Annotated in this window: 17 protein-coding genes; 9 read left to right on the top strand and 8 right to left on the bottom strand. The window is 71.4% G+C overall.

Going from position 1 to position 19,947, the window contains the following annotated elements:
* Positions 1–54: 54 nt before the first annotated feature.
* The 5 genes from AB0927_RS36405 to AB0927_RS36385 all read left to right on the top strand — a co-directional run bounded on the left by AB0927_RS36405 (position 55) and on the right by AB0927_RS36385 (position 5,137).
* A complete protein-coding gene (locus tag AB0927_RS36405) occupies positions 55–990 on the top strand; it encodes a cellulose-binding protein (RefSeq protein WP_366672116.1) in 936 nt (311 codons plus the stop codon).
* 88 nt (positions 991–1,078) lie between these two features.
* Positions 1,079–2,032, top strand: a complete 954-nt coding sequence (locus tag AB0927_RS36400) for an ATP-binding cassette domain-containing protein (RefSeq protein ID WP_366672115.1) — start codon at positions 1,079–1,081, stop codon at positions 2,030–2,032.
* On the top strand, positions 2,029–2,844 hold the full coding sequence (locus tag AB0927_RS36395) for an ABC transporter permease (RefSeq protein WP_366672114.1): 816 nt from the start codon (positions 2,029–2,031) through the stop codon (positions 2,842–2,844). The genes AB0927_RS36400 and AB0927_RS36395 overlap by 4 nt, the downstream gene beginning before the upstream one ends.
* Positions 2,845–2,975: 131 nt before the next feature.
* Entirely contained in the window at positions 2,976–4,259 is a 1,284-nt protein-coding gene (locus AB0927_RS36390; protein ID WP_366672113.1) for an ATP-binding cassette domain-containing protein, read from the top strand.
* Positions 4,256–5,137, top strand: a complete 882-nt coding sequence (locus AB0927_RS36385; RefSeq protein WP_366672112.1) for an ABC transporter permease — start codon at positions 4,256–4,258, stop codon at positions 5,135–5,137. The genes AB0927_RS36390 and AB0927_RS36385 overlap by 4 nt, the downstream gene beginning before the upstream one ends.
* 16 nt (positions 5,138–5,153) lie before the next feature.
* Here AB0927_RS36385 and AB0927_RS36380 read toward each other — a convergent pair whose 3' ends face one another.
* Positions 5,154–5,486 carry an ATP/GTP-binding protein gene (locus AB0927_RS36380; protein ID WP_366672111.1) on the bottom strand — a complete coding sequence of 111 codons (333 nt, stop codon included), beginning with the start codon at positions 5,484–5,486 and terminating at the stop codon, positions 5,154–5,156.
* 223 nt (positions 5,487–5,709) lie between these two features.
* Between AB0927_RS36380 and AB0927_RS36375 the strand changes: the two genes are divergently transcribed.
* On the top strand, positions 5,710–6,738 hold the full coding sequence (locus AB0927_RS36375; RefSeq protein WP_366672110.1) for an LLM class flavin-dependent oxidoreductase: 1,029 nt from the start codon (positions 5,710–5,712) through the stop codon (positions 6,736–6,738).
* A 198-nt stretch (positions 6,739–6,936) separates the two neighbouring features.
* Here the strand turns inward: AB0927_RS36375 and AB0927_RS36370 are convergent, their stop codons facing one another.
* Positions 6,937–7,329 carry an SCO5389 family protein gene (locus AB0927_RS36370; RefSeq protein WP_366672109.1) on the bottom strand — a complete coding sequence of 131 codons (393 nt, stop codon included), beginning with the start codon at positions 7,327–7,329 and terminating at the stop codon, positions 6,937–6,939.
* 288 nt (positions 7,330–7,617) lie between these two features.
* Between AB0927_RS36370 and nucS the strand changes: the two genes are divergently transcribed.
* Positions 7,618–8,289 carry an endonuclease NucS gene (gene nucS / locus AB0927_RS36365; RefSeq protein WP_366672108.1) on the top strand — a complete coding sequence of 224 codons (672 nt, stop codon included), beginning with the start codon at positions 7,618–7,620 and terminating at the stop codon, positions 8,287–8,289.
* 60 nt (positions 8,290–8,349) lie between these two features.
* Here the strand turns inward: nucS and AB0927_RS36360 are convergent, their stop codons facing one another.
* From AB0927_RS36360 to AB0927_RS36345, 4 genes are all read right to left on the bottom strand, one after another.
* Positions 8,350–10,758: an ATP-binding protein gene (locus AB0927_RS36360; protein WP_366672107.1), complete on the bottom strand. Its 2,409-nt coding sequence runs from the start codon at positions 10,756–10,758 to the stop codon at positions 8,350–8,352.
* Positions 10,759–10,994: 236 nt separating this feature from the next.
* Positions 10,995–11,318, bottom strand: coding sequence for an STAS domain-containing protein (locus AB0927_RS36355; protein ID WP_037656479.1), 324 nt, complete (start codon positions 11,316–11,318; stop codon positions 10,995–10,997).
* 170 nt (positions 11,319–11,488) lie between these two features.
* On the bottom strand, positions 11,489–12,337 hold the full coding sequence (locus AB0927_RS36350; RefSeq protein WP_366672106.1) for a 3-hydroxyacyl-CoA dehydrogenase family protein: 849 nt from the start codon (positions 12,335–12,337) through the stop codon (positions 11,489–11,491).
* 367 nt (positions 12,338–12,704) lie between these two features.
* Positions 12,705–15,458 (bottom strand): hypothetical protein, encoded by a 2,754-nt coding sequence (locus AB0927_RS36345; protein ID WP_366672105.1) that lies wholly within the window; start codon positions 15,456–15,458, stop codon positions 12,705–12,707.
* Positions 15,459–15,992: 534 nt separating this feature from the next.
* Between AB0927_RS36345 and AB0927_RS36340 the strand changes: the two genes are divergently transcribed.
* A complete protein-coding gene (locus AB0927_RS36340; RefSeq protein ID WP_366672104.1) occupies positions 15,993–16,565 on the top strand; it encodes a cob(I)yrinic acid a,c-diamide adenosyltransferase in 573 nt (190 codons plus the stop codon).
* Positions 16,566–16,596: 31 nt separating this feature from the next.
* On the opposite strand, the gene AB0927_RS36335 is transcribed toward AB0927_RS36340, so the two are convergent.
* A complete protein-coding gene (locus AB0927_RS36335; RefSeq protein ID WP_366672103.1) occupies positions 16,597–17,325 on the bottom strand; it encodes a DUF4097 family beta strand repeat-containing protein in 729 nt (242 codons plus the stop codon).
* 232 nt (positions 17,326–17,557) lie between these two features.
* Between AB0927_RS36335 and AB0927_RS36330 the strand changes: the two genes are divergently transcribed.
* Complete coding sequence (locus tag AB0927_RS36330; RefSeq protein ID WP_366672102.1) at positions 17,558–19,390, top strand: glycoside hydrolase family 18 chitinase; 1,833 nt, start codon at positions 17,558–17,560, stop codon at positions 19,388–19,390.
* Between the two features lie 14 nt (positions 19,391–19,404).
* On the opposite strand, the gene AB0927_RS36325 is transcribed toward AB0927_RS36330, so the two are convergent.
* The gene (locus tag AB0927_RS36325) at positions 19,405–19,851 is read right to left on the bottom strand and encodes a DUF2550 domain-containing protein (RefSeq protein WP_366672101.1); all 447 of its coding nucleotides are present in this window, start codon (positions 19,849–19,851) and stop codon (positions 19,405–19,407) included.
* Positions 19,852–19,947 lie beyond the last annotated feature (96 nt).

The following is a 19,947-nucleotide window of genomic DNA, read 5'->3' as shown; positions in this document are numbered from 1 at the left end:
TCGGCGCCTAGGATTCCCCCTATCACCTCACCGGTCTCAGTTGACAGGAACCCCATGAGCGACACTTCCCCCTACGGCTTCGAGCTTGTGCGGCGTGGGTACGACCGCGCTCAGGTGGACGAACGCATCTCCAACCTCGTCTCCCAACGTGACCAGGCCAACGCCCGCATCACCGCCCTGGAAAAGCGCATCGAGGAGCTGCACCTCGAAACGCAGAACGCCCAGACACAGGTCAGCGACGCCGAGCCGTCGTACGCGGGTCTCGGCGCCCGGGTCGAGAAGATCCTGCGCCTGGCCGAGGAAGAGGCCAAGGAGCTTCGTGAGGAGGCCCGCCGCGCGGCCGAGCAGCACCGCGAGCTGGCCGAGTCGGCCGCCCAGCAGGTCCGCAACGACGCCGAGTCCTACGCCTCCGAGCGCAAGGCCAAGGCGGAGGACGAGGGCGCCCGGATCGTCGAGAAGGCCCAGGGCGAGGCCTCTCAGCTTCGTGCCGACGCGCAGAAGGACGCGCAGTCCAAGCGGGAGGAGGCGGACGCCCTCTTCGAGGAGACCCGCGCCAAGGCCGCGCAGGCCGCCGCCGACTTCGAGACCAACCTGGCCAAGCGCCGCGAGCAGTCCGAGCGCGACCTGGCCTCGCGTCAGCAGAAGGCGGAGAAGCGGCTGGCGGAGATCGAGCACCGCGCCGAGCAGCTCCGCCTGGAGGCCGAGAAGCTGCGCACCGACGCCGAGCGCCGCGCCCGCCAGACGGTGGAGACCGCCCAGCGCCAGGCCGAGGACATCGTGGCCGACGCCAACGCCAAGGCGGACCGCATCCGTTCCGAGTCCGAGCGCGAGCTGGCGGCCCTCACCAACCGCCGCGACAGCATCAACGCCCAGCTGACCAACGTGCGCGAGATGCTGGCCACGCTGACCGGCGCCGCGGTGGCCGCCGCCGGCACGACGGGCGAGGACGAGCCGGTCTCCCGTGGGGTTCCGGCGCAGCAGTCCCGGTAGGCGCGATCGCCCCGCGTCCCCACAGGGCGCGCCTGTGAGCCCCCTGCTCCAAGTGGCAGGGGGCTTTGTCCCGTTCTAGCGTGGCCGCATGATCGAGCTGGACGGGCTGACCAAGCGGTACGGCGAGAAGACGGCCGTCGACGGTCTGACGTGCACCGTGCGGCCGGGCATCGTGACCGGGTTCCTCGGGCCCAACGGCGCCGGGAAGTCCACGACCATGCGGATGATCCTCGGGCTCGACCATCCCACCGCCGGTGAGGTGCGGATCGACGGCGGACCCTACGACCGGCTGACGGATCCGCTGACGTACATCGGCGCCCTGCTGGACGCCAAGGCCATGCACGGCGGGCGCAGCGCCTACAACCATCTGCTGTGTCTCGCGCAGAGCAACGGCATTCCGCGGCGCCGGGTGGGCGAGGTGCTGGAGACGGTGGGGCTGGTGGCCGTCGCGCGGCAGAAGGCCAAGGGGTTCTCGTACGGCATGGCGCAGCGGCTGGGGATCGCGGCAGCGCTGCTCGGGGATCCGCGGATCCTGATGTTCGACGAGCCGGTGAACGGGCTCGACCCCGAGGGCATCCACTGGATCCGGAACCTGATGAAATCGCTGGCCGCGCAGGGGCGGACGGTGTTCGTCTCCAGCCATCTGATGAGCGAGATGGCGCAGACCGCCGACCACCTCGTCGTGATCGGGCAGGGCCGGCTGCTCGCGGACACCTCCATGGCGGACTTCATCCGGCAGCACGCGCGCAGCTACGTCCGCGTCCGCTCGCCCCAGCGGGAACGGCTCCTCGACGCGCTGCACGAGGCCGGGATCACCGCGGTCTCGGCGGCGGACGGGGCGCTGGAGGCGGAGGGCGACAAGGCCGGGCGGATCGGGGAGCTGGCCGCGCGGCACGGGATCGTGCTGCACGAGCTGAGCCCCCGGCAGGCCTCCCTGGAGGAGGCGTTCATGCGGCTGACGGCGGGGTCGGTGGAGTACCACGCGCAGACGGAGGCCGTCCCCAGAAGCTGGGGCTCCGACTGGCCAGGGGGTACGCCATGACGAGCGCCCAGGATGAACGGGGCGCCCGGACCGATCCGACCCGGCGGACCGCCCAGGTCCTGCGCTCCGAGTGGACGAAGATCCGGTCGGTGTCGTCCACGGGCTGGACCCTCTCGGTCGCCGTCGTGGTCACCATCGGCATCGGCATGCTCATCTCCGCGCTGACCCGGAACGAGTACGACTCGATGCCGCTCCGGGAGCGGCTGACCTTCGACCCGACCTTCATCAGCTTCGCCGGCATGACCCTCGGCCAGCTCGCCATGATCGTGTTCGGGGTGCTGGTCGTCACCAACGAGTACAGCACCGGCATGATCCGGGTCTCCCTGGCCGCCGTGCCGCGCCGCGGCACCTTCCTGTTCGGCAAGATCGCGGTGGCGGGCGTGCTCGCCCTGGTCGTCGGGATGGTCACGAGCTTCGCCACGTTCTTCCTCGGGCAGGCCATGCTCGGCCCCTACCGCGCCGGACTCGGCGACCCCGGGGTGCTGCGCGCGGTGGTGGGCGGCGGGCTGTACCTGACCCTGATCTCGGTGTTCTCCATGGGGGTCGCCGGCATGCTGCGCTCACCGCTGCTGTCGCTCGGCATCCTGATGCCGTTCTTCTTCCTGATCTCCAACATCCTCGCCGCCGTCGACGCCACCCGGAAGGTCGGCCGGTTCCTGCCCGACCAGGCCGGCAGCCGGATCATGCAGGCGGTGCCGCGCGCCGACGACGTCCCCTACGGGCCCTGGGGCGGGCTCGGGATCATGGCACTGTGGGTGATCGCGGCGCTCGCGGGCGGATACGCGGTGCTCAGGCACCGGGACGCGCAGTAGCGCCCGCGACCCACGCGGCGCATTGCCCAAGCTTTACCTTTCTTTGGGCGGAACCGTCAGCGCCCCGATATCCTCCTAACCCTTACGGGGGCGGGTCCCCGCTGTCCTGAACCTTCCGATGGGTGCGGAGCATGATCGAGGCTGTAGGCCTGACGAAGCGGTACGGCGACAAGACCGCCGTGTACAACCTTTCCTTCCAGGTGCGACCGGGAGCCGTGACCGGCTTCCTCGGGCCCAACGGCTCGGGCAAGTCCACCACCATGCGGGTGATCCTCGGACTGGACAACCCCACGTCCGGCCAGGTGACCATCGGCGGCCACCCCTACCGGGGGCTGCCCAACGCTCCCCGCCAGGTCGGCGCGCTGCTCGACGCCAAGGCCGTGCACGGCGGCCGCTCCGCCCGCAACCATCTGCTCAGCCTCGCCCAGTTGTCGGGCATCCCGGCCCGCCGCGTGGACGAGGTGCTGGGCGTGGTCGGCCTCCAGGAGGTCGCCAGGAAGCGCTCCAGGGGCTTCTCGCTCGGCATGGGCCAGCGCCTCGGCATCGCCGCCGCGCTGCTCGGCGACCCCCAGGTGCTGCTCTTCGACGAGCCGGTCAACGGCCTCGACCCCGAGGGCATCCTCTGGGTGCGCAACCTGATGAAGGCGCTGGCGGCGGAGGGCCGTACGGTCTTCGTCTCCTCCCACCTGATGAGCGAGATGGCGCTGACCGCCGACCACCTCATCGTGATCGGGCGCGGCCAGTTGCTCGCCGACATGAGCGTGAAGGACTTCATCTCCGCCAACTCCGCCGACTTCGCGCGGGTGCGCACCCCGGACACCGAGCCGCAGCTGCGCGAGAAGCTCGGGGCCGCGCTCACCGGGGCGGGCGGCCATGTGCTGCCGGAGCAGGACGGCGCGCTGCGCGTGACCGGGCTGCCGCTGCCCCGCATCAGCGACCTCGCGCACGAGGCGGGCGTCCGGCTGTGGGAGCTGTCGCCGCACCAGGCCTCGCTGGAGGAGGCGTACATGCGGATGACCCAGGGCGCGGTGGACTACCGCTCCACCACCGACCAGAAGGCGGGCCTCCAGCAGCCGCTGCCGCCCGGTGCCGAGCCGCCCGTGCCGGTCCCCGGCCAGGGCCAGCCCGGCTGGTACGCCCCGCCGCCGCCCCAGCAGGGCGGGCAGCCCTTCGCCATGCCGGCGGGCGGCCCCGGCGCACCCGCGGGACCGTACGGCGGCGCCCCGGCGGGCGCGTACGGCGCTCCGGGCGCCCCCGCGGGCCCCGGCGCCGCGAACCCGTACGCCCAGCCGGCACCCCAGGCCCCACAGGCTCCGGCCCCGCAGGCCCAGCCCCCGGCCCCCGCCGCCGCCCCCGTTTCGTCCCCCGCCTCCTCCCCCGCCGCCGACCCGACCCAGCCCGAGGACGCCCGATGAGCACCCACCAGCCCCCGATGCCGCAGGCCCCCGCCGCGCCCGACTGGCAGGCGGCGCCCGGCGGCTCGTACCCCGGCTACACCTCGCCGATCCCCGTCGTGCGCACCCACCTCGGGCACGCGGTGGCCTCGGAGTGGACGAAGATCAGGTCGGTCCGCTCGACCATGTGGACGCTCAGCGTCTTCGTGTTCCTCGTCGTGGGCATCGGCCTGCTGACCGGAGCGCTGGTGTCGTCCAACGCCAGTGAGTCCTCGCTGAGCGGCACCAACCCGCTCTCCCTGGGCTTCTTCGGGCTGCTCGTCGGCAACATGTGCGTCATCACGCTCGGCGTGCTGACCACGGCCTCCGAGTACGGCACCGGCATGATCCGTACGACGATGACGGCGTGCCCGAGCCGGGGCCGGGTGCTGGCCGCCAAGGCGATCGTGTTCTTCCTGGTCGCCTTCGTGGTGACGCTGGTGTCGGTCACGTTCGTGGCCGTGCTCCAGACGTCCATGCTCTCCGGCTCCGGCGCTCAGTCGCCCTCCGGCGGGGACTGGTTCCGGGCCACCGTCGGCGTGAGCCTCTACATCGCGCTGCTCGGCCTGCTCGCGCTGTTCGTCGGCTCGGTGATCCGGCACTCCGCGGGCGGCATCACCATCATGATCGGCCTGGTGCTCGCCCCGCTGGTGCTCGCGCTGTTCATGGCCACGGACTCGCTGCACCCGGTGCGCGACTTCCTGTTCGAGTACAGCTTCCCGAGCCAGCTCAGCGTCCTCTACGACAACACGCTCAGCGGCTCCGGGCCCACCGGCTGGGACCCGCTGTGGATCATCGTGGGACTGGCCGCGGCGGCCGGCGCGGGCGCGTACGCGCTGCTGCGCGTCCGGGACGTGTAGCCGGGCCCCCGGAACCTCAGAACTTCGGCGCGTTACGAGACCGCTGCACCCGCGTGGTGCGGCGGTCTCGCGCGTTCCAGCACGCCTTGTGCCAGTGGCGGCGGTCGTCCACGCCCGCGTGTTCCGGCCAGGCCACCACGTGCGGCACCGCGGAGGGGATCATCTGGTCGCAGCCGGGGCAGCGGTAGGTCTTGCCCTCGGCGCTCGCGCCCGCGACATGGCGCACGCTCCACTCCTCGCCCTGCCAGTCCTCCGTGGACTGGAAGCCCCCGTACCGCCCGCTGCGGTCGTCCTCGGCGCTGCCACCGGACGAGTCGGCGGCCTTCGGTCGGTTGCGGCGCGGGGACACGGGACACCTCTCGGGGCTCGGCGGCACTCTTGGACTGCGCCCAGCGTACGCGCCGCCGGGTGGGGTACGCGAAGGCCGCCAACCGGCGCAAGTCCCCCTCCTGAACGGCTGATTCTCCAGACAATCGGCAAATTACCTCGCCGGGCCGTGTCCTGGGCACGTGTCAGACGGTTATGCCGGTGTGGGGGAGCTCCGGGTCGGAGCCGAGAAAGCGGGAAACGCGATGTACGTAGGAACCTTTGTGGTGGGCGCCCAGTTCCCGGGCCAGGCCCAGGGGGAGGCCCTGCACCGGGCGGTCCGCTCGGCGGAGGTCGCCGAGGAGGCCGGTCTCGACTCCGTGTGGCTGGCCGAGCACCACTTCGTGCCGTACGGCACCTGCCCCTCGGCCGTCACCCTGGCCGCCCTGCTGCTCGGCCGCACCCGCCGCATCCGGGTGGGCACCGCGGTCAGCGTACTGCCCACCGCCCATCCGGTCGCCCTCGGCGAGCAGGCCGCGCTGCTGCACCTGACGAGCGGCGGCCGGTTCACCCTCGGGGTGGGCCGCGGCGGTCCCTGGGTTGACCTTGAGGTGTTCGGCACCGGCCTCGACGCGTACGAGAACGGGTTCCCCGAGTCACTCGATCTGCTGCTGCGCTGGCTGCGCGAGCCCGCGGTGGGCGCCCGCGGCGAGCGGTTCGCGTTCCGCGAGGTACCCGTCGTACCCCGTCCCGCGGAGGCCCTGACGGACTCCCCGGGCCCGGAGGTCGTCGTCGCGTGCACCTCGCCGAAGACCGTACGGCTCGCCGCGGAGCGCGGGCTGCCGATGCTGCTCGGCATGCACTCGGGCGACGAGGAGAAGGCCGAGATGGTCGCCCTGTGGCAGCGCTGCGCCCGCGCGGCCGGCCGGCCGCCGGCGGAGATCGCGGCGGCGGCCCATGTCGCGGCCGGGGTCTGCCAGCTCGCCGACCGCCGCGAGGACGCGGCGGAGACCTTGCTCAAGGCGATGCCGGGTTGGCTGAAACAGGGTCTCGACGCGCATGTCACGGTCGACGGGCGCCGGCGCGCGATGCGCGATCCGTACGGCTACACCGAGATGCTCTGCGGGCTGCACCCCGTGGGCACCCCGCGGCTCGCCGGCGACCGGCTCGCGGCCACCGCCGAGCGGACGGGCATCTCCCGCTTCGCCCTGCTGGTCGAGGGCTCAGGCGACCTCGCGGCGACGGAGGAGACCCTGCGGCGCCTGGGCGCCGAGGTACTGCCGCAGCTTCGCTGACAGAAGCCGACAGACAGACCGAGGCACAGACTCACAGACTCACAGACGGACTCACAGAAACACAGACATAGGCGGACGGACACGCACAAGACAACTGGCAAGCCTCCTGGGGGCTTGCCGCCCCAGCACCGAATGCACCTCCCGCGGGTGGAGCGGCAAGCAGGCGACGCGCCGCCCCGGACGCACCGGGGCCACGGGTCAGCAGTCCCGAAGCTCCGGCGACTGGTTCAGCAGCTGGGCCCGCACGGAGGTGAAGCGGGTCAGCGTCTCGTCCACCGAGGCGTCCAGCGGGAACACCGCGACCCGGTGGCAGTTCTGGAAGGCCAGCCGCACGCCGAAGTGCCGTTGCAGCGCGCCGCGGATGGCGTCACTCGCGAGGGCACGCAGCAGCTGGCCACGCGCCTGCTCGTCCGGCGGGGGCGTCTGGTTGTCGGCGAAGGGACCGCCGTCCACCTTCAGCTGGGCCACCAGGGAGCTGATCATCTCCCACGCGTAGGGCAGGGAGGTCCGGACGCAGTCGACGAAGTCTGCTTCGTCGACCTCGCCTCGCTCGGCCGCGTCGAGTAGGGCCGGTGAGACGTCGAGCGACATGGGTTCTCCTCTCGCACCCCCGACGAGCAGGGGTTGCCGGACGGATAAAGGGAGTTCACGCCGACAAACACGCTGAGTACATGGACCGCGACCTCCCGTTCCCTACGGTAGGCAACCGTCGGTGACCACACCACCAGAATGCGTATATGGAACGGTCGGGTTACCCCCACAATCGGCCAAGGATGAACAAGAGTTTCCAGGGACAAAGCAGTGACAAGTGGGGCGATCCACAGGGAGCGGGGCGGGCGAATCGCGAACGGCGGCGGGTGTCGAGTAGCGTTGCCGACCATGCGTCTCGTCATTGCCCGGTGCTCGGTCGACTACGCCGGCCGGCTCACCGCCCACCTCCCCTCGGCGCCGCGCCTGATCCTGGTCAAGGCGGACGGCAGCGTCTCCATCCACGCCGATGACCGGGCCTACAAGCCCCTCAACTGGATGTCGCCGCCCTGCACGCTGAAGGAGGGCACGGGCGAGGACGAGGGGGTGTGGACCGTCGTCAACAAGGCGGGCGAGAAACTGATCATCACGATGGAGGAGATCCTCCACGACTCCTCGCACGAACTCGGCGTGGACCCCGGTCTGATCAAGGACGGCGTCGAAGCGCACCTCCAGGAACTGCTCGCCGACCGCATCGAGACGCTCGGCGAGGGGTACACGCTGATCCGGCGCGAGTACATGACGGCCATCGGCCCGGTGGACATCCTGTGCCGTGACGCCTCCGGCCAGACGGTCGCGATCGAGATCAAGCGCCGGGGCGAGATCGACGGCGTGGAGCAGCTGACCCGCTATCTCGACCTGCTCAACCGCGACCCCCACCTCGCCCCCGTCCGGGGCGTCTTCGCCGCCCAGGAGATCAAGCCCCAGGCCCGCGTCCTCGCCACCGACCGCGACATCGCGTGCCACATCCTCGACTACGACGCCCTGCGGGGCATCGAGGACGACAAACTGCGGCTGTTCTGAGGGCCGGCGCGACGACCGGCGGCGCCGGACCGGCCTCGGACCGGTCCGGCGCCGCCGTTTCTACAGAGGGCTCGGCACCGCCGGATCCGTGTCGGCCGGGGACGCCGTCTCCGTCGCCTCCGTGCTCTGTACCGCCGTCGCCAGGTCCGAGGACTGGGACGAGCCGGTCGAGGGGTCCGTCTCCGTGGGCGTCGGCGTGGTGGGCGTCGGCTTCGTCGGGGAGGGGGAGGACGGGGACGGGCTCGGCGTGGCCGGCCTCGTCGGCCTGGCCGGCCCCGTCGGCGGGGCCGGCGTCGTCCTGGTCGGCGTCGGGGACGCGCCCCCGGTTCCCGTGCCCGTACCCGACGTGCCGCTCGTGCCGCTGGTGCCGGCCGAAGGGCTCGCCGACGCCGGCACCGGGGCGTTCGGCTCGGTGTACGTGCCCCCCGGGGCCGGGGTCGAGGAACTCCCCGCCGGCTGCTGCGGGGGCGCGCCCGTGTCCTGCGCCGGGTCCGCGGTCGTGTCACCCGCGTCCTGGCTCGCGGAGGGGTTGACGTCGGCCCGTCCGGCCGGGTTCTTGTCGTCGGTGTCGTGCGACGTCATGCCCAGCGTCACCACCGTGCCGAGCACCGCCGCGAGCACCGCGCCGGAACCCGCGGCCACCAGGTTGCGGCGGGCGAGACGCCGTATGCCGAGGCCCTTCGCGGAGGGCGCGGCGACGATCTGGGGGGTGACCAGGGTGTTCCGCACCGGCGGTGCCGACAGGACCGGCTCCCCCGCGACCACCGGCACTCCCGGCAGCTCCCCCGCCCGGTCCGCGACCAGCGCCAGCGCCCGGCGGCCCGCGACGGTGCCCCGCTTGTCGGCGAGCGCGCCGCGCAGCCCGATCGACGCCTCCAGCTCCGCGCGGGCCCGGTCCAGCCGTCCCCCGCACAGCGCCAGGATCCCCAACTCATGGTGGAAATAGGCTTGTTCGGGCACCTCGCCGGACTGCAGCGCGGCCTGCGCACCGTAGCGCAGGGCCCGTTCCCAGGCGCTCCAGCGCAGCGCGGCGGCGAACGCGGGCGCGGCCGTGCGGGCGAGCCGTACCGCCTGACCGTCGTCGCCCTCGACCGGCCGCACCACGGCCGCGAGCGCCGCGAGCACCGCGTCGGCCTCCGCGCTCACCCGCTCCGGGGTGACGGAGGGATGCCCGGCCCACCAGGCGTAGTGCTCCGCGGCGGTGCGGGCCCGCTCCGGCGCGTCGTCGCCGTAGCCCGCGGCCTCAAGCTGGGTGCGCACACCCGCCGCGAGCCGGTACCGGGAGCCCGCCGGGGAGACCAGCCCGCAGCTCGCCAACTCCCCCAGGGCGGCGTCGGCGTGCGTGTCGCCGACCAGCGCGGGCAGATGCGCCTGGTGCGGGACCTCGCCCCCGAGGGCGACCGCGAAGCGCAGCGTGGCGCGGGCGGACGCGCTGAGCCGGGAGGCGAGCAGCGGCGCGGGCGCGGCGGCCTCGCCGAGCGAGGGCAGCGGAGCGCTGTCGTCCGCGAACTCCTCCAACGTGTTCACGACGGGCCGGACGTCCTCGAAGACGCCGTACTCGTCCACCGCCCCGGTCTCGGCCCGCAGTTGGTCCCGCTGCCGCAGCAACGCGCCCGCCTGGACGAACCGCAGCGGCAGCCCCTCGGACTCGAACCACAGGTCGCCCGCCCAGTTGGCCTCCTCCTCGGTGAGCACCCGCCCGGCCGCGCGCTCCAGGACGTCCACCCCGCCGGCCCGGTCGAGCCCGCCGAGGACGACCTCCTCGACGTCGGCGTCCGCGGACGGCGCGGGCACGTCCGGGGTGGCGGAGACCAGGAAGGCGCACTCGGGCGTCGCGTCGAGCAGCTCCTCCAGCTCGGCGCCGCCGAACTCGATGTCGTCCACCACGACGACCGCGCCGATCGCCGCGAGCGGCGCCCGCAGTTCGAGCCGCTCGGGGCGGTGGCCGGGGGCGTCGTAGACGGTGTGGAAGAGCTCGTACAGCAGGTCCTCGGCGGTGCGGTGGAGGCCGTCGAGGCGGACCACGCCGTCGGGCGCGAGGTCGTCGCAGTCGTCGGCGACCAGGTCGAGCAGGGCGGTACGGCCGGACCCGCCGGGCCCGGTGAGCCGCACGGTGCGGCCGCGCGCGAGCAGCCGGACCAGCCGCTCCCGCACGTCCTGACGCTCCAGCAGGGGCAGCGGCTGCTGGGCGGGGCCCGGCGGCACCGGGGGCCTGGCCGCGCGCTCGGCCTCGGCGCGCTCGTCGGCGCCGCGCTTGCGGGGGCTGCCCGGGCGCTCGGCCGGCGGGCAGGGCTCGATCTCGCTGCCGTCCACGGGGTTGACGGTCAGCAGCAGATCGCCGGAGACGAGGTGTGCCGTGCGGGCGGGCGCGGGCACGCTCGGGCCGAAGTCGGCGGTGAGGGGGTCCCGGAGCGGGCGTCGGCCGCCCGTGTGTCCGTACTCCTCGGGTCCCGGGCTGATCGGGTCCATGGGTTCAAGCCCCCCATAAGCGTCGTGTGCTCGTGTTACGGCCCCCTCCCGGCCTGCCGCACACCGCACTGTCGCTCCGGTCCGGACCCGCTCGGTCGAGGGCTGCGCGTCAGGCGGGCGACCGAACCCTAAACCTTCGCCAGTATCCACGACAGGGCGGGGTGCCCCGCGGCCCGAGACGTCACGGTCCGACGCGGATTGCCCCTCCGGCCCTGCCTGATCCCATGAACGGCGGCTCACACCCGCGGCAGCGACTCCACCCCGATACCGCCCTCGATCGCGAGGATGCGGTGCAGCCGGGTGGCCACCAACAGGCGCTGCATCTGCGGCGGTACGCCGCGCAGCACCAGGCGGCGACCGCAGCGGCCGGCCCGCCGGTGGGCACCCATGATCACTCCGAGCCCGGTGGCGTCCCAGGAGTCCAGTTCGGACAGGTCGAGCACGAGGTCGCCGGCGCCGTCGTCGACGGCCGAGTGCAGGGCCGTACGGGCGTCCGCCGCGCTGCGGACGTCGAGGCGCCCCCCGACGACCAGCTCGGCGTGGTCGCCCCTGATGTACATATGCGCTCCCCGTTGAGTGCGGTTGTGGCCTACTCCGTATCGATGGTGTGCACCGTCTGACTGAATGCGTGGCGGTGCGGTTGCTGCTTGTAAGCGAACCGATACCGAATTCACCCCTGAGGGTGATGCTCCGGGGGTGAATTCGGTGCCGGGACGCCGCCGGGCGCCGGTCAGTACGTGTAGAAGCCCTGCCCGCTCTTGCGGCCGATGTCACCGGCATCCACCATCCGGCGCATCAGCTCCGGCGGGGCGAACTTCTCGTCCTGGGACTCGGTGTAGATGTTCCCGGTGGCGTGCAGCAGGATGTCCACGCCGGTCAGGTCGGTGGTGGCGAGCGGGCCCATGGCGTGCCCGAAGCCCAGCTTGCAGGCGAGGTCGATGTCCTCGGCGGTCGCCACGCCCGACTCGTAGAGCTTGACGGCCTCCACGACGAGCGCGGAGATGAGGCGGGTGGTGACGAACCCGGCGACGTCGCGGTTGACGACGATGCAGGTCTTGCCGACGGACTCGGCGAACTCCCGCGCGGTGGCGAGGGCTTCGTCGCTCGTCTTGTAACCGCGGACCAGCTCGACCAGCTTCATCATCGGCACCGGCGAGAAGAAGTGCACGCCGACGACCCGCTCGGGACGCTCGGTGACCGCCGCGATCTTGGTGATCGGGATGGCGGAGGTGTTGGAGGCGAGCACGGTCTCCGGGCGCACGATCTTGTCGAGCGTGCGGAAGATCTCGTGCTTGACCTCCAGCTTCTCGAACACGGCCTCCACGACGATGTCCGCGTCCGCGGCGGCGTCCAGGTCGGTGGTCGGGGTGATGCGCCCCAGCGCGGCCTCGGCGTCGGCCGCGTCCAGTTTGCCCTTGCTCACGAACTTGTCGTACGACGCCTTGATGCCGTCGGTACCGCGTCCCAGCGCCTCGTCGGTGACATCGCGAAGGACGACCTCCCAGCCCGCCTGTGCGGCGACCTGAGCGATACCGGACCCCATGAGACCGGCCCCGACGACGGCGAGCTTCCCTGCCACTCCGACTCCCTCTTCCCGCTGTTACCCGCTGTGGACATGTGTGCCTTCGGCGGACGATAGCGCTCCGAAGCGGCCGTGTGACCAGTAAGTAACGCGCGTCACGTCTCATTTGACGGACGTCACATCGGTTCGACTCGCCGGGCGGCCGGGCGGCGCCCGAACACCGATCGACACGTTGCGTGTTCGGACCGATACATATCAGCCACCGGCCGCGGCCGCCATCGCGAGGGGCGCCACCGGTGCGCCGCAGGCGGCCTGACCCCTCGTCAGTACCGCGCCGCCGGAACGGCACGCTCCAGGTGACGAAAAGCCCCCGGCGCCGCCCTGTCGGGACGGCGCCGGGGGTGTGTGGACTGCCCGCTGGGTCTCAGCGGCCGGTGTGCCGCTTCTTGTGGTTGTCGTCGCAGCCGTACTTGCAGGGCTTCTCGGGCTTCTGCTTCTTGTTGACGGTGATGCCGGCCTGAGCCGGTTCGCTCACGACCTGGTTGCCGTCCGCGTCGGTGCCGTGCGCTCGGGCCACGTTGGTGATGACGCACTCCTTGCCGCCGTCACGGCCGTAGCCGTCGCCACCCTTGCCGCTCTTGCCGCTCTCCTTGCACTTGTCGAGGGAGGCGTCGGTGATGGTGAACGTGCCGTGGCAGGTGGTGGAGGCGCCGGGCGCGAGCGTGGTCTCGTCACAGGTGACGCCGGAGACCAGGTCGTCGCTCACCTTCACGTCGTGCAGGGTGGTGGTGCCGGTGTTGGTGACCGTGTAGGCGTACTCCACCTTCGAGCCCACCTTGAACGGGCCCTGGGAGACCACCCGCTTGTGCAGGGTGAGGTGCGACTCCCCGAGGGGGACGGTGACGCTGGCCGCGACGGGCTCGCTGACGGTCTCCTGCCCCTGCGGGTCGGTGCCGTGCGCCCGCGCGACGTTGACGATGACGCACTCGGTGGTGTCGCCGCTGTTCCGGCACGCGTCGATGTCCGCCTGGGTGATCGTGTACGAGCCGTGGCAGGTCGTGGACGCGCCGGGGGCCAGCGAGGTCTCGGCACACGCGACGTCGGTGACCCGGTCGTCAGTCACCCGCACGTCGTGCAGGGTGGTGTTGCCGGTGTTGCGGACGGTGTAGGCGTACTCGACGCGCGATCCGACCCGGAACGGGCCCTCGGAGACCACGCGCTTGTCCAGCTCCAGCCGGGGCTCCGCGATCGGCACGGTGACGCTGGCCCGGGCGGGGTCGCTGACGATCTCCCGGCCCTGCGGGTCGCGCCCGCCCGCCTGCGCCACATTGGTGATGACGCACTCCGTGGTAAACCCGCCCGCCCGGCAGGCGTCGATGTCCGCCTGGGTGATCGTGTACGAGCCGTGGCAGAGCGTGGACCCGTTGGGGACAAGCGTGGTCTGGGCACAGATGACGTCACGGGCGTGGTCGTCCAGGACCATCACGTCGTGCAGGTCGGTGGTGCCGGTGTCGGTGACGGTGTACGTGTAGTCGACCCTCGACCCGACCTCGTACGGGCCGGTCGATGTCACCCGCTTCGTCAGGGTGATGTGGGGCCTCCCGACGGGCAGGGTCGCCTCGGTCTCCGGAGAGGTGATCGTCTGATCGTCCGTCGTGCCCGTCGCCGTGGCGGTGTTGGTCACCGAGCCTTCCGTGCCGTCGGCCTCGGTGATGGTGTAGGTGCCGGTGCAGGTGGTGGTGTCGCCGGGCTCCTCCGCCGGGGCGAGCGTGGTCGCCTCGCAGCTGATGCCGGTGACGCGGTTGTCATGCACCGTGACGTTGTTCAGTCGCGTCCCGCCGGTGTTGCGGACGGTGTAGCGGTAGGTGACCGTCTGCCCGACGGAGTAGGGACCGGGCGTCTGCACCTGCTTGTCGACCTCGATGGCGGGTGGCCGCTGGATCGGCACGTTCTCCGAGGACGGCGGCGAGGTGACCGTCTCGCCGTCCGAACTGCCCGTCGTGATCGCCGTGTTGGCGATGACGCCGGCGGCCGCGTCGGCGGCGGTCACGGTGTAGGTGGCGGTGCAGGTGATGGTCTGCCCGACCGCGAGGTTCGTCGTGGGGCAGGACACCGGGCCGATCTTCGGGTCGTTGACGGTGAGACCGGTGATGTCCGTCGTGCCCGAGTTGGTCACCACGAAGTCGTACGGCACCTGCGAGCCGGGCGCCAGGTCGCCGGGCAGCGGCTGCCTGACCTGCTTGACCAGGTTCAGCCGGGGAAGCGGCGCGGCGCTGTTGACGACCACGTTGCGGATGAGGTGGACGTCGGTGTTCGCTCCGGTCGAGGAGGCGAAGCCGAACTTGAAGGTGGACGGCATGGGCTGCGGCGCGGGCGCGGACAGCACCTGGTGCGGGCCGGTGCCGTCGTTGAAGTCGACGGACACGGTGACCACCGGGTTGGGCGCCGGGGAGATGTGCACGTTCACCCGGCGGCGGTCAGGCTCCAGCAGTTGTTCGGCCTCCTGCGGGGTGACCCCCGGCGGCAGCTCGGTCGTCGGGCCCTGGAGTTGTCCCGGAAGGGTCGACGGGTAGGGCCCGGTGCTGGTGAAGTTGTTGGTCGTGGCGGTCATGAAGCAGTAACCGATGTCGCCGTTGCCCGGTCCGCGCAGGGTGATGACGTTGGGTGCCGGCGGCGGCCAGGACTCCATGGACGGCGAGCGGACCGCGCAGCCGTTGCCGCGGCCCTCCCCGTCCCCGAAGTAGTTGCCGTACACGTCGAGGCCGACGCCCAGATAGCCGTGGTCGACGCCGGGGTGGAAGGGCAGGGCCGGGTTGTTGTTCTCGCGGAGCTGGGCGTAGCCGAGGCTGCCGCCGAAGGCGCCCGGGTGGGTCAGCGAGGCGGCACCGTCGACCAGGAAGAAGGAGATCCCGTCCGCGGGACGGGCCGGGGTGGTACTGCCGTACTGGTACTGGTCGAACGTGGCGTCCAGGCCCTGCCCCGCCGGGATGGCGTGGTTGTACAGCACGGCCGAACTCTGGAAGTGGGCGGCGTCGGTCAGCCGCAGGAAGCCGTGCGGCGCCGCGTTGTTCGGCGGGACCGGTCCGACCGTGTCCGCCGCGCAGCCGCCCAGTGGGTGATTCCCCGACGGCGGCGGCGCGGGCGCGGTCGGCGCACCGGTGAGGCAGGATGCCCCCACGCCCGTGAACTCCGGGGCCGTGGCCTGCGAGAACGTCTCGTTGACCAGGGCGAGCCGACAGCCCGGGGCTGCGGCTGGGCACTGGCCCTGGCACCGGGAGCGGCACTGGCACTGCCGCCCAGCGCCAGGGGCACTCCCGCGCCAACGACGAGGGCCAGCGTCGCCGCGGCGAGTCGTGAAGCGCGCCCGCGCGGCACGGGCCGACCGGGCGACGAAGCGGATCGTTTTCTCCTCATGAACCGCATCAGTAGCAGTCATTTGGCGCACATCTCCGGTTGACAAACTGTCATATGCCTCCAATGGCCGCCGCAACCGACTCCTCTGCCGTAGCCCGGCCAGGACCGGCCGAGACCTGGGACTGTCCGCGCGCCGGGCGCTGGGATCCACCTCCTTCCTCACCCGTCCGACTGAATGCGCCCTAAGTGAGCGCGCGCATACTCTGTGCACTCCTCCTGACCGTCGGCTTCGCCGGGGTGGCCGTGACGGCGGGCACACAAGTGTTCCGGACGGCCGGGGCGAAACTACGCTGAGAACATGGTCAATCTGACGCGCATCTACACCCGGACCGGCGACAAGGGCACCACGAGCCTCGGCGACATGAGCCGGGTGCCCAAGACGGACCTCCGGATCTCCGCGTACGCGGACTCCAACGAGGCCAACGCGGTGATCGGCACCGCGATCGCCCTGGGCGGCCTGGACGAGGAGGTCGTCAGGGTCCTCACCCGCGTGCAGAACGACCTGTTCGACGTGGGCGCGGACCTGTCGACCCCGGTGACGGAGAACCCCGAGTACCCCCCGCTGCGGGTCGAGCAGTTCTACGTCGACCGGCTGGAGGCGGACTGCGACCGCTTCAACGAGCAGTTGGAGAAGCTGCGCTCCTTCATCCTGCCCGGCGGCACCCCGGGCGCGGCCCTGCTCCACCAGGCCTGCACGGTGGTCCGCCGCGCCGAGCGCTCCACCTGGACGGCGCTGGAGGCCCACGGCGACCTCATGAACCCCCTCACCGCCACCTACCTCAACCGCCTTTCCGACCTCCTGTTCATCCTGGCCCGCATCGCCAACAAGGCCACCGGCGACGTGCTGTGGGTGCCGGGCGGCGAGCGCTGAGCAGCGTCTCAGCGGGGCCTGCGGCGGCCCGCTAGCCCGCCGACTTCACCGTCAGGTCGCCGTTGGTCGTCGACAGGTCCAGGCGGTACCGGCCCGCCGGGTCGTCCGAGAAGGCCAGCTTCTTGTCGCCGTTGGTGTTGTCCGCCGATATCCGGTACTTGGCGGGCGGCACCGTGACCGTGAGGCTTCCGCTGGAGGTGCGGGCCTTGATGTCCTGCGGGGTGGCGGCCTGGATCGTCACCCCGCCGTTCGACGTCTTGGCGTCGACGCCGCCCTTGGCGTTCTTCACGGTGACTCCGCCGTTGGACGTGCGCAGCTTCACCGCGCCCGACGCGTCGCGCACCGCTATCCCGCCGTTGCTGGTGTGCACGTCGACCGCGCCGACGCCGTCCAGCGTGAGGCCGCCGTTGGACGTGCCGCCCGTCACGGGGAGACCGGCGGGGACCTTGACGTCGTAGTCGACGCCGCAGTTGTGGCCGCAGCCGGCGAGGGTCAGGACGCCGTCGTCCACCCGGAAGGACGTGCCGCTCGGCTTGTCGCCGTGGTAGTTCACCTTGCGGTGCACGGAGATCGTGGACACGTCCGCCGATGCCTCCACCTTCATTCCGCCGTTTCCGCTGTCGAGGCGGATCGACGTCACCTTCTGGGACACCTTGGCGTCGTCCTCGAAGGTCTTCTGGTCGAGGACCGAGCACGCGGACAGCCCGCCGACGGTGAGCGCGGCCAGAGCCAGGGCAGCAAGAGAACGCACGCGTCGCATGAAGGGTCCCCCGTATACAGCGCATCGAATTCGTTGATCAGTCACAGCGATCGTACGCAGCCCGCCGCCTGGTCTTCGCTGGGGAAAACCCCCCAAAACCCCGGGGGTAAGCAGGAGTTGGATTGGTCCAGACCTATTGACCCGTGGTCCAGACCTTTCTACCCTCGCAGCACCGTGGGCATGAAGGCTCAGTCATGCCCCTGTCACCCCCACCTACCGAGGGAGGCGCGGAATGCGCTTCAGACACAAGGTCGCGGCAGGGCTCGCGACCCTGGTACTCCCCCTGGCCACGCTGGTCGGTCTCGCGAGTCCCGCGCCCGCCGCCCAGGCGGCCGGCGGCGTCACCGCGAGCTTCACGAAGTCCAGCGACTGGGGCACCGGCTTCGGTGGCCAGTGGACCATCAAGAACACCGGGTCGGCCGGCATCAGTTCCTGGACCGTCGAGTGGGACTTCCCCTCCGGCACGTCCGTCACCTCCGCCTGGGACGCCGACGTCACCAGCTCCGGCAACCACTGGACGGCCAAGAACAAGTCCTACAACGGCACCCTCGCCCCCGGCGCCTCCGTCAGCTTCGGCTTCAACGGCGCCGGCCCCGGCAGCCCGAGCAACTGCACCATCAACGGCGGCAGTTGCGACGGCACGTCGGTCCCGGGCGACACCGCCCCGAGCGCGCCCGGCACCCCGACCGCCTCCGGCGTCACCGACACCTCGGTGAAGCTCTCCTGGAGCGCGGCCACCGACGACAAGGGCGTCACGAACTACGACGTGCTGCGTGACGGCAAGACCGTCGCCACCGTGACCGGAACGTCGTACACCGACACCGGGCTCACCGCCGGCACCGACTACTCCTACTCCGTGCAGGCCCGCGACACCGCCGGCCAGACCGGCCCGGTCAGCGGCGCGGTCGCCGTGCACACCACTGGCGGCGGCTCCACCACTCCCCCGCCCACCAGCGGCAAGGTCAAGCTCGGCTACTTCACCGACTGGGGCATCTACGCCCGCAACTACAACGTGAAGAACCTGGTGACCTCCGGCTCCGCCGCCAAGATCACCCACATCAACTACGCCTTCGGCAACATCACCGGCGGCAAGTGCGCCATCGGCGACTCCTACGCCGACTACGACAAGGCGTTCACCGCCGACCTGGCGGTCAACGGCACGGCCGACACCTGGGACCAGCCGCTGCGCGGCAACTTCAACCAGCTCCGTGAGCTGAAGGCCAAGTACCCGAACCTCAAGGTCATCTGGTCCTTCGGCGGCTGGACCTGGTCCGGCGGCTTCGCCGACGCGGCCAAGGACCCGGCCGGCTTCGCCCAGTCCTGCTACGACCTCGTCAACGACCCGCGCTGGGCCGACGTGTTCGACGGCATCGACATCGACTGGGAGTACCCCAACAACTGCGGTCTGACCTGTGACACCAGCGGGCCCGAGGCCTTCAAGAACGTGATGGCCGCGCTGCGCGCCAAGTTCGGCAGCGGCAAGCTGGTCACGGCCGCGGTCTCCGCCGACGGCTCGACCGGCGGCAAGATCGACTCCGCCGACTACTCCGGCGCCGCGCAGTACGTCGACTGGTACAACGTGATGACGTACGACTTCTTCGGCGCCTGGGACGCGCAGGGCCCCACCGCCCCGCACTCCCCGCTCACCTCGTACAGCGGCCTGCCGAAGGCCGGCTTCACCACCGCCGACGCGATCGCCAAGTACAAGTCGGCCGGCGTGCCCGCCTCCAAGCTGCTCATCGGCATCGGCTTCTACGGCCGCGGCTGGACCGGCGTCACCCAGGACACTCCGGGCGGCACCGCCACGGGACCGGCGACCGGCACGTACGAGCAGGGCATCGAGGACTACAAGGTCCTCAAGACGTCCTGCCCGGTCACCGGCACCGTCGCGGGCACCGCGTACGCGCACTGCGGCAGCAACTGGTGGTCGTACGACACCCCGTCGACCATCGCCGGGAAGATGAGCTGGGCCAAGACCCAGGGCCTGGGCGGCGCGTTCTTCTGGGAGTTCAGCGGCGACACCAGCAACGGCGAACTGGTGAACGCCATCAGCAGCAACCTGTGAGACCGCGATAAGTCCTAAGCGACGTTGACGCGCTGACCGGGCGGGGCTGCCTCCAGCCACGCGAGGAAACCGGTCAGCGCGTCTTCGCTCATGGCGAGTTCGAGGCGCGTGCCCCGGTGGACGCAGGCGAGGACCACCGCGTCGGACAGCAACGCCAGTTCCTCCTCGCCCTCGGGCAGCCGGCGCCCGGCCACCTCGATCTGGGCGCGTTCCAGGACGCGGCGGGGGCGGACGGCGTAGGAGAAGACCCGGTACCACTCGATGCGGTCGCCGTTGTAGCGGGCCACGCCGTAGCTCCAGCCCTTGCCGCCCGTATCGGGTTTGTCGGCCACGTCCCAGCGCAGGGAGCAGTCGAAGGTCCCGCCCGAGCGCTGGATCAGCCGGCGGCGCAGCCCGAACAGAAACAGCCCGACCACCACGAGCGCGACCACGATCCCGCACACAGTCAGAGCGAGGACCATCGGCACCGACCTCCTCGTCTCCTAGGTAGGGGAACTGCTTCTACTACTGAGTAATGAAACGGAAAAATCACCTACATCTGCCTCAGCCGCGACCGG

Origin of the sequence: Streptomyces sp. NPDC048106 (assembly GCF_040706415.1) — a bacterium.
Classification (GTDB): domain Bacteria; phylum Actinomycetota; class Actinomycetes; order Streptomycetales; family Streptomycetaceae; genus Streptomyces.
This window is presented reverse-complemented; position numbering and strand designations above follow the sequence as displayed.

What these genes read in the sequence shown, in the direction of transcription:
- AB0927_RS36405 (WP_366672116.1), top strand. Translation starts at nt 55, where the DNA reads ATGAGCGACACTTCCCCCTACGGCTTCGAGCTTGTGCGGCGTGGGTAC.
- AB0927_RS36400 (WP_366672115.1), top strand. Translation starts at nt 1,079, where the DNA reads ATGATCGAGCTGGACGGGCTGACCAAGCGGTACGGCGAGAAGACGGCC.
- AB0927_RS36395 (WP_366672114.1), top strand. Translation starts at nt 2,029, where the DNA reads ATGACGAGCGCCCAGGATGAACGGGGCGCCCGGACCGATCCGACCCGG.
- AB0927_RS36390 (WP_366672113.1), top strand. Translation starts at nt 2,976, where the DNA reads ATGATCGAGGCTGTAGGCCTGACGAAGCGGTACGGCGACAAGACCGCC.
- AB0927_RS36385 (WP_366672112.1), top strand. Translation starts at nt 4,256, where the DNA reads ATGAGCACCCACCAGCCCCCGATGCCGCAGGCCCCCGCCGCGCCCGAC.
- AB0927_RS36375 (WP_366672110.1), top strand. Translation starts at nt 5,710, where the DNA reads ATGTACGTAGGAACCTTTGTGGTGGGCGCCCAGTTCCCGGGCCAGGCC.
- AB0927_RS36370 (WP_366672109.1), bottom strand. Translation starts at nt 7,329, where the DNA reads ATGTCGCTCGACGTCTCACCGGCCCTACTCGACGCGGCCGAGCGAGGC.
- nucS (WP_366672108.1), top strand. Translation starts at nt 7,618, where the DNA reads ATGCGTCTCGTCATTGCCCGGTGCTCGGTCGACTACGCCGGCCGGCTC.
- AB0927_RS36360 (WP_366672107.1), bottom strand. Translation starts at nt 10,758, where the DNA reads ATGGACCCGATCAGCCCGGGACCCGAGGAGTACGGACACACGGGCGGC.
- AB0927_RS36355 (WP_037656479.1), bottom strand. Translation starts at nt 11,318, where the DNA reads ATGTACATCAGGGGCGACCACGCCGAGCTGGTCGTCGGGGGGCGCCTC.
- AB0927_RS36340 (WP_366672104.1), top strand. Translation starts at nt 15,993, where the DNA reads ATGGTCAATCTGACGCGCATCTACACCCGGACCGGCGACAAGGGCACC.
- AB0927_RS36335 (WP_366672103.1), bottom strand. Translation starts at nt 17,325, where the DNA reads ATGCGACGCGTGCGTTCTCTTGCTGCCCTGGCTCTGGCCGCGCTCACC.
- AB0927_RS36330 (WP_366672102.1), top strand. Translation starts at nt 17,558, where the DNA reads ATGCGCTTCAGACACAAGGTCGCGGCAGGGCTCGCGACCCTGGTACTC.
- AB0927_RS36325 (WP_366672101.1), bottom strand. Translation starts at nt 19,851, where the DNA reads ATGGTCCTCGCTCTGACTGTGTGCGGGATCGTGGTCGCGCTCGTGGTG.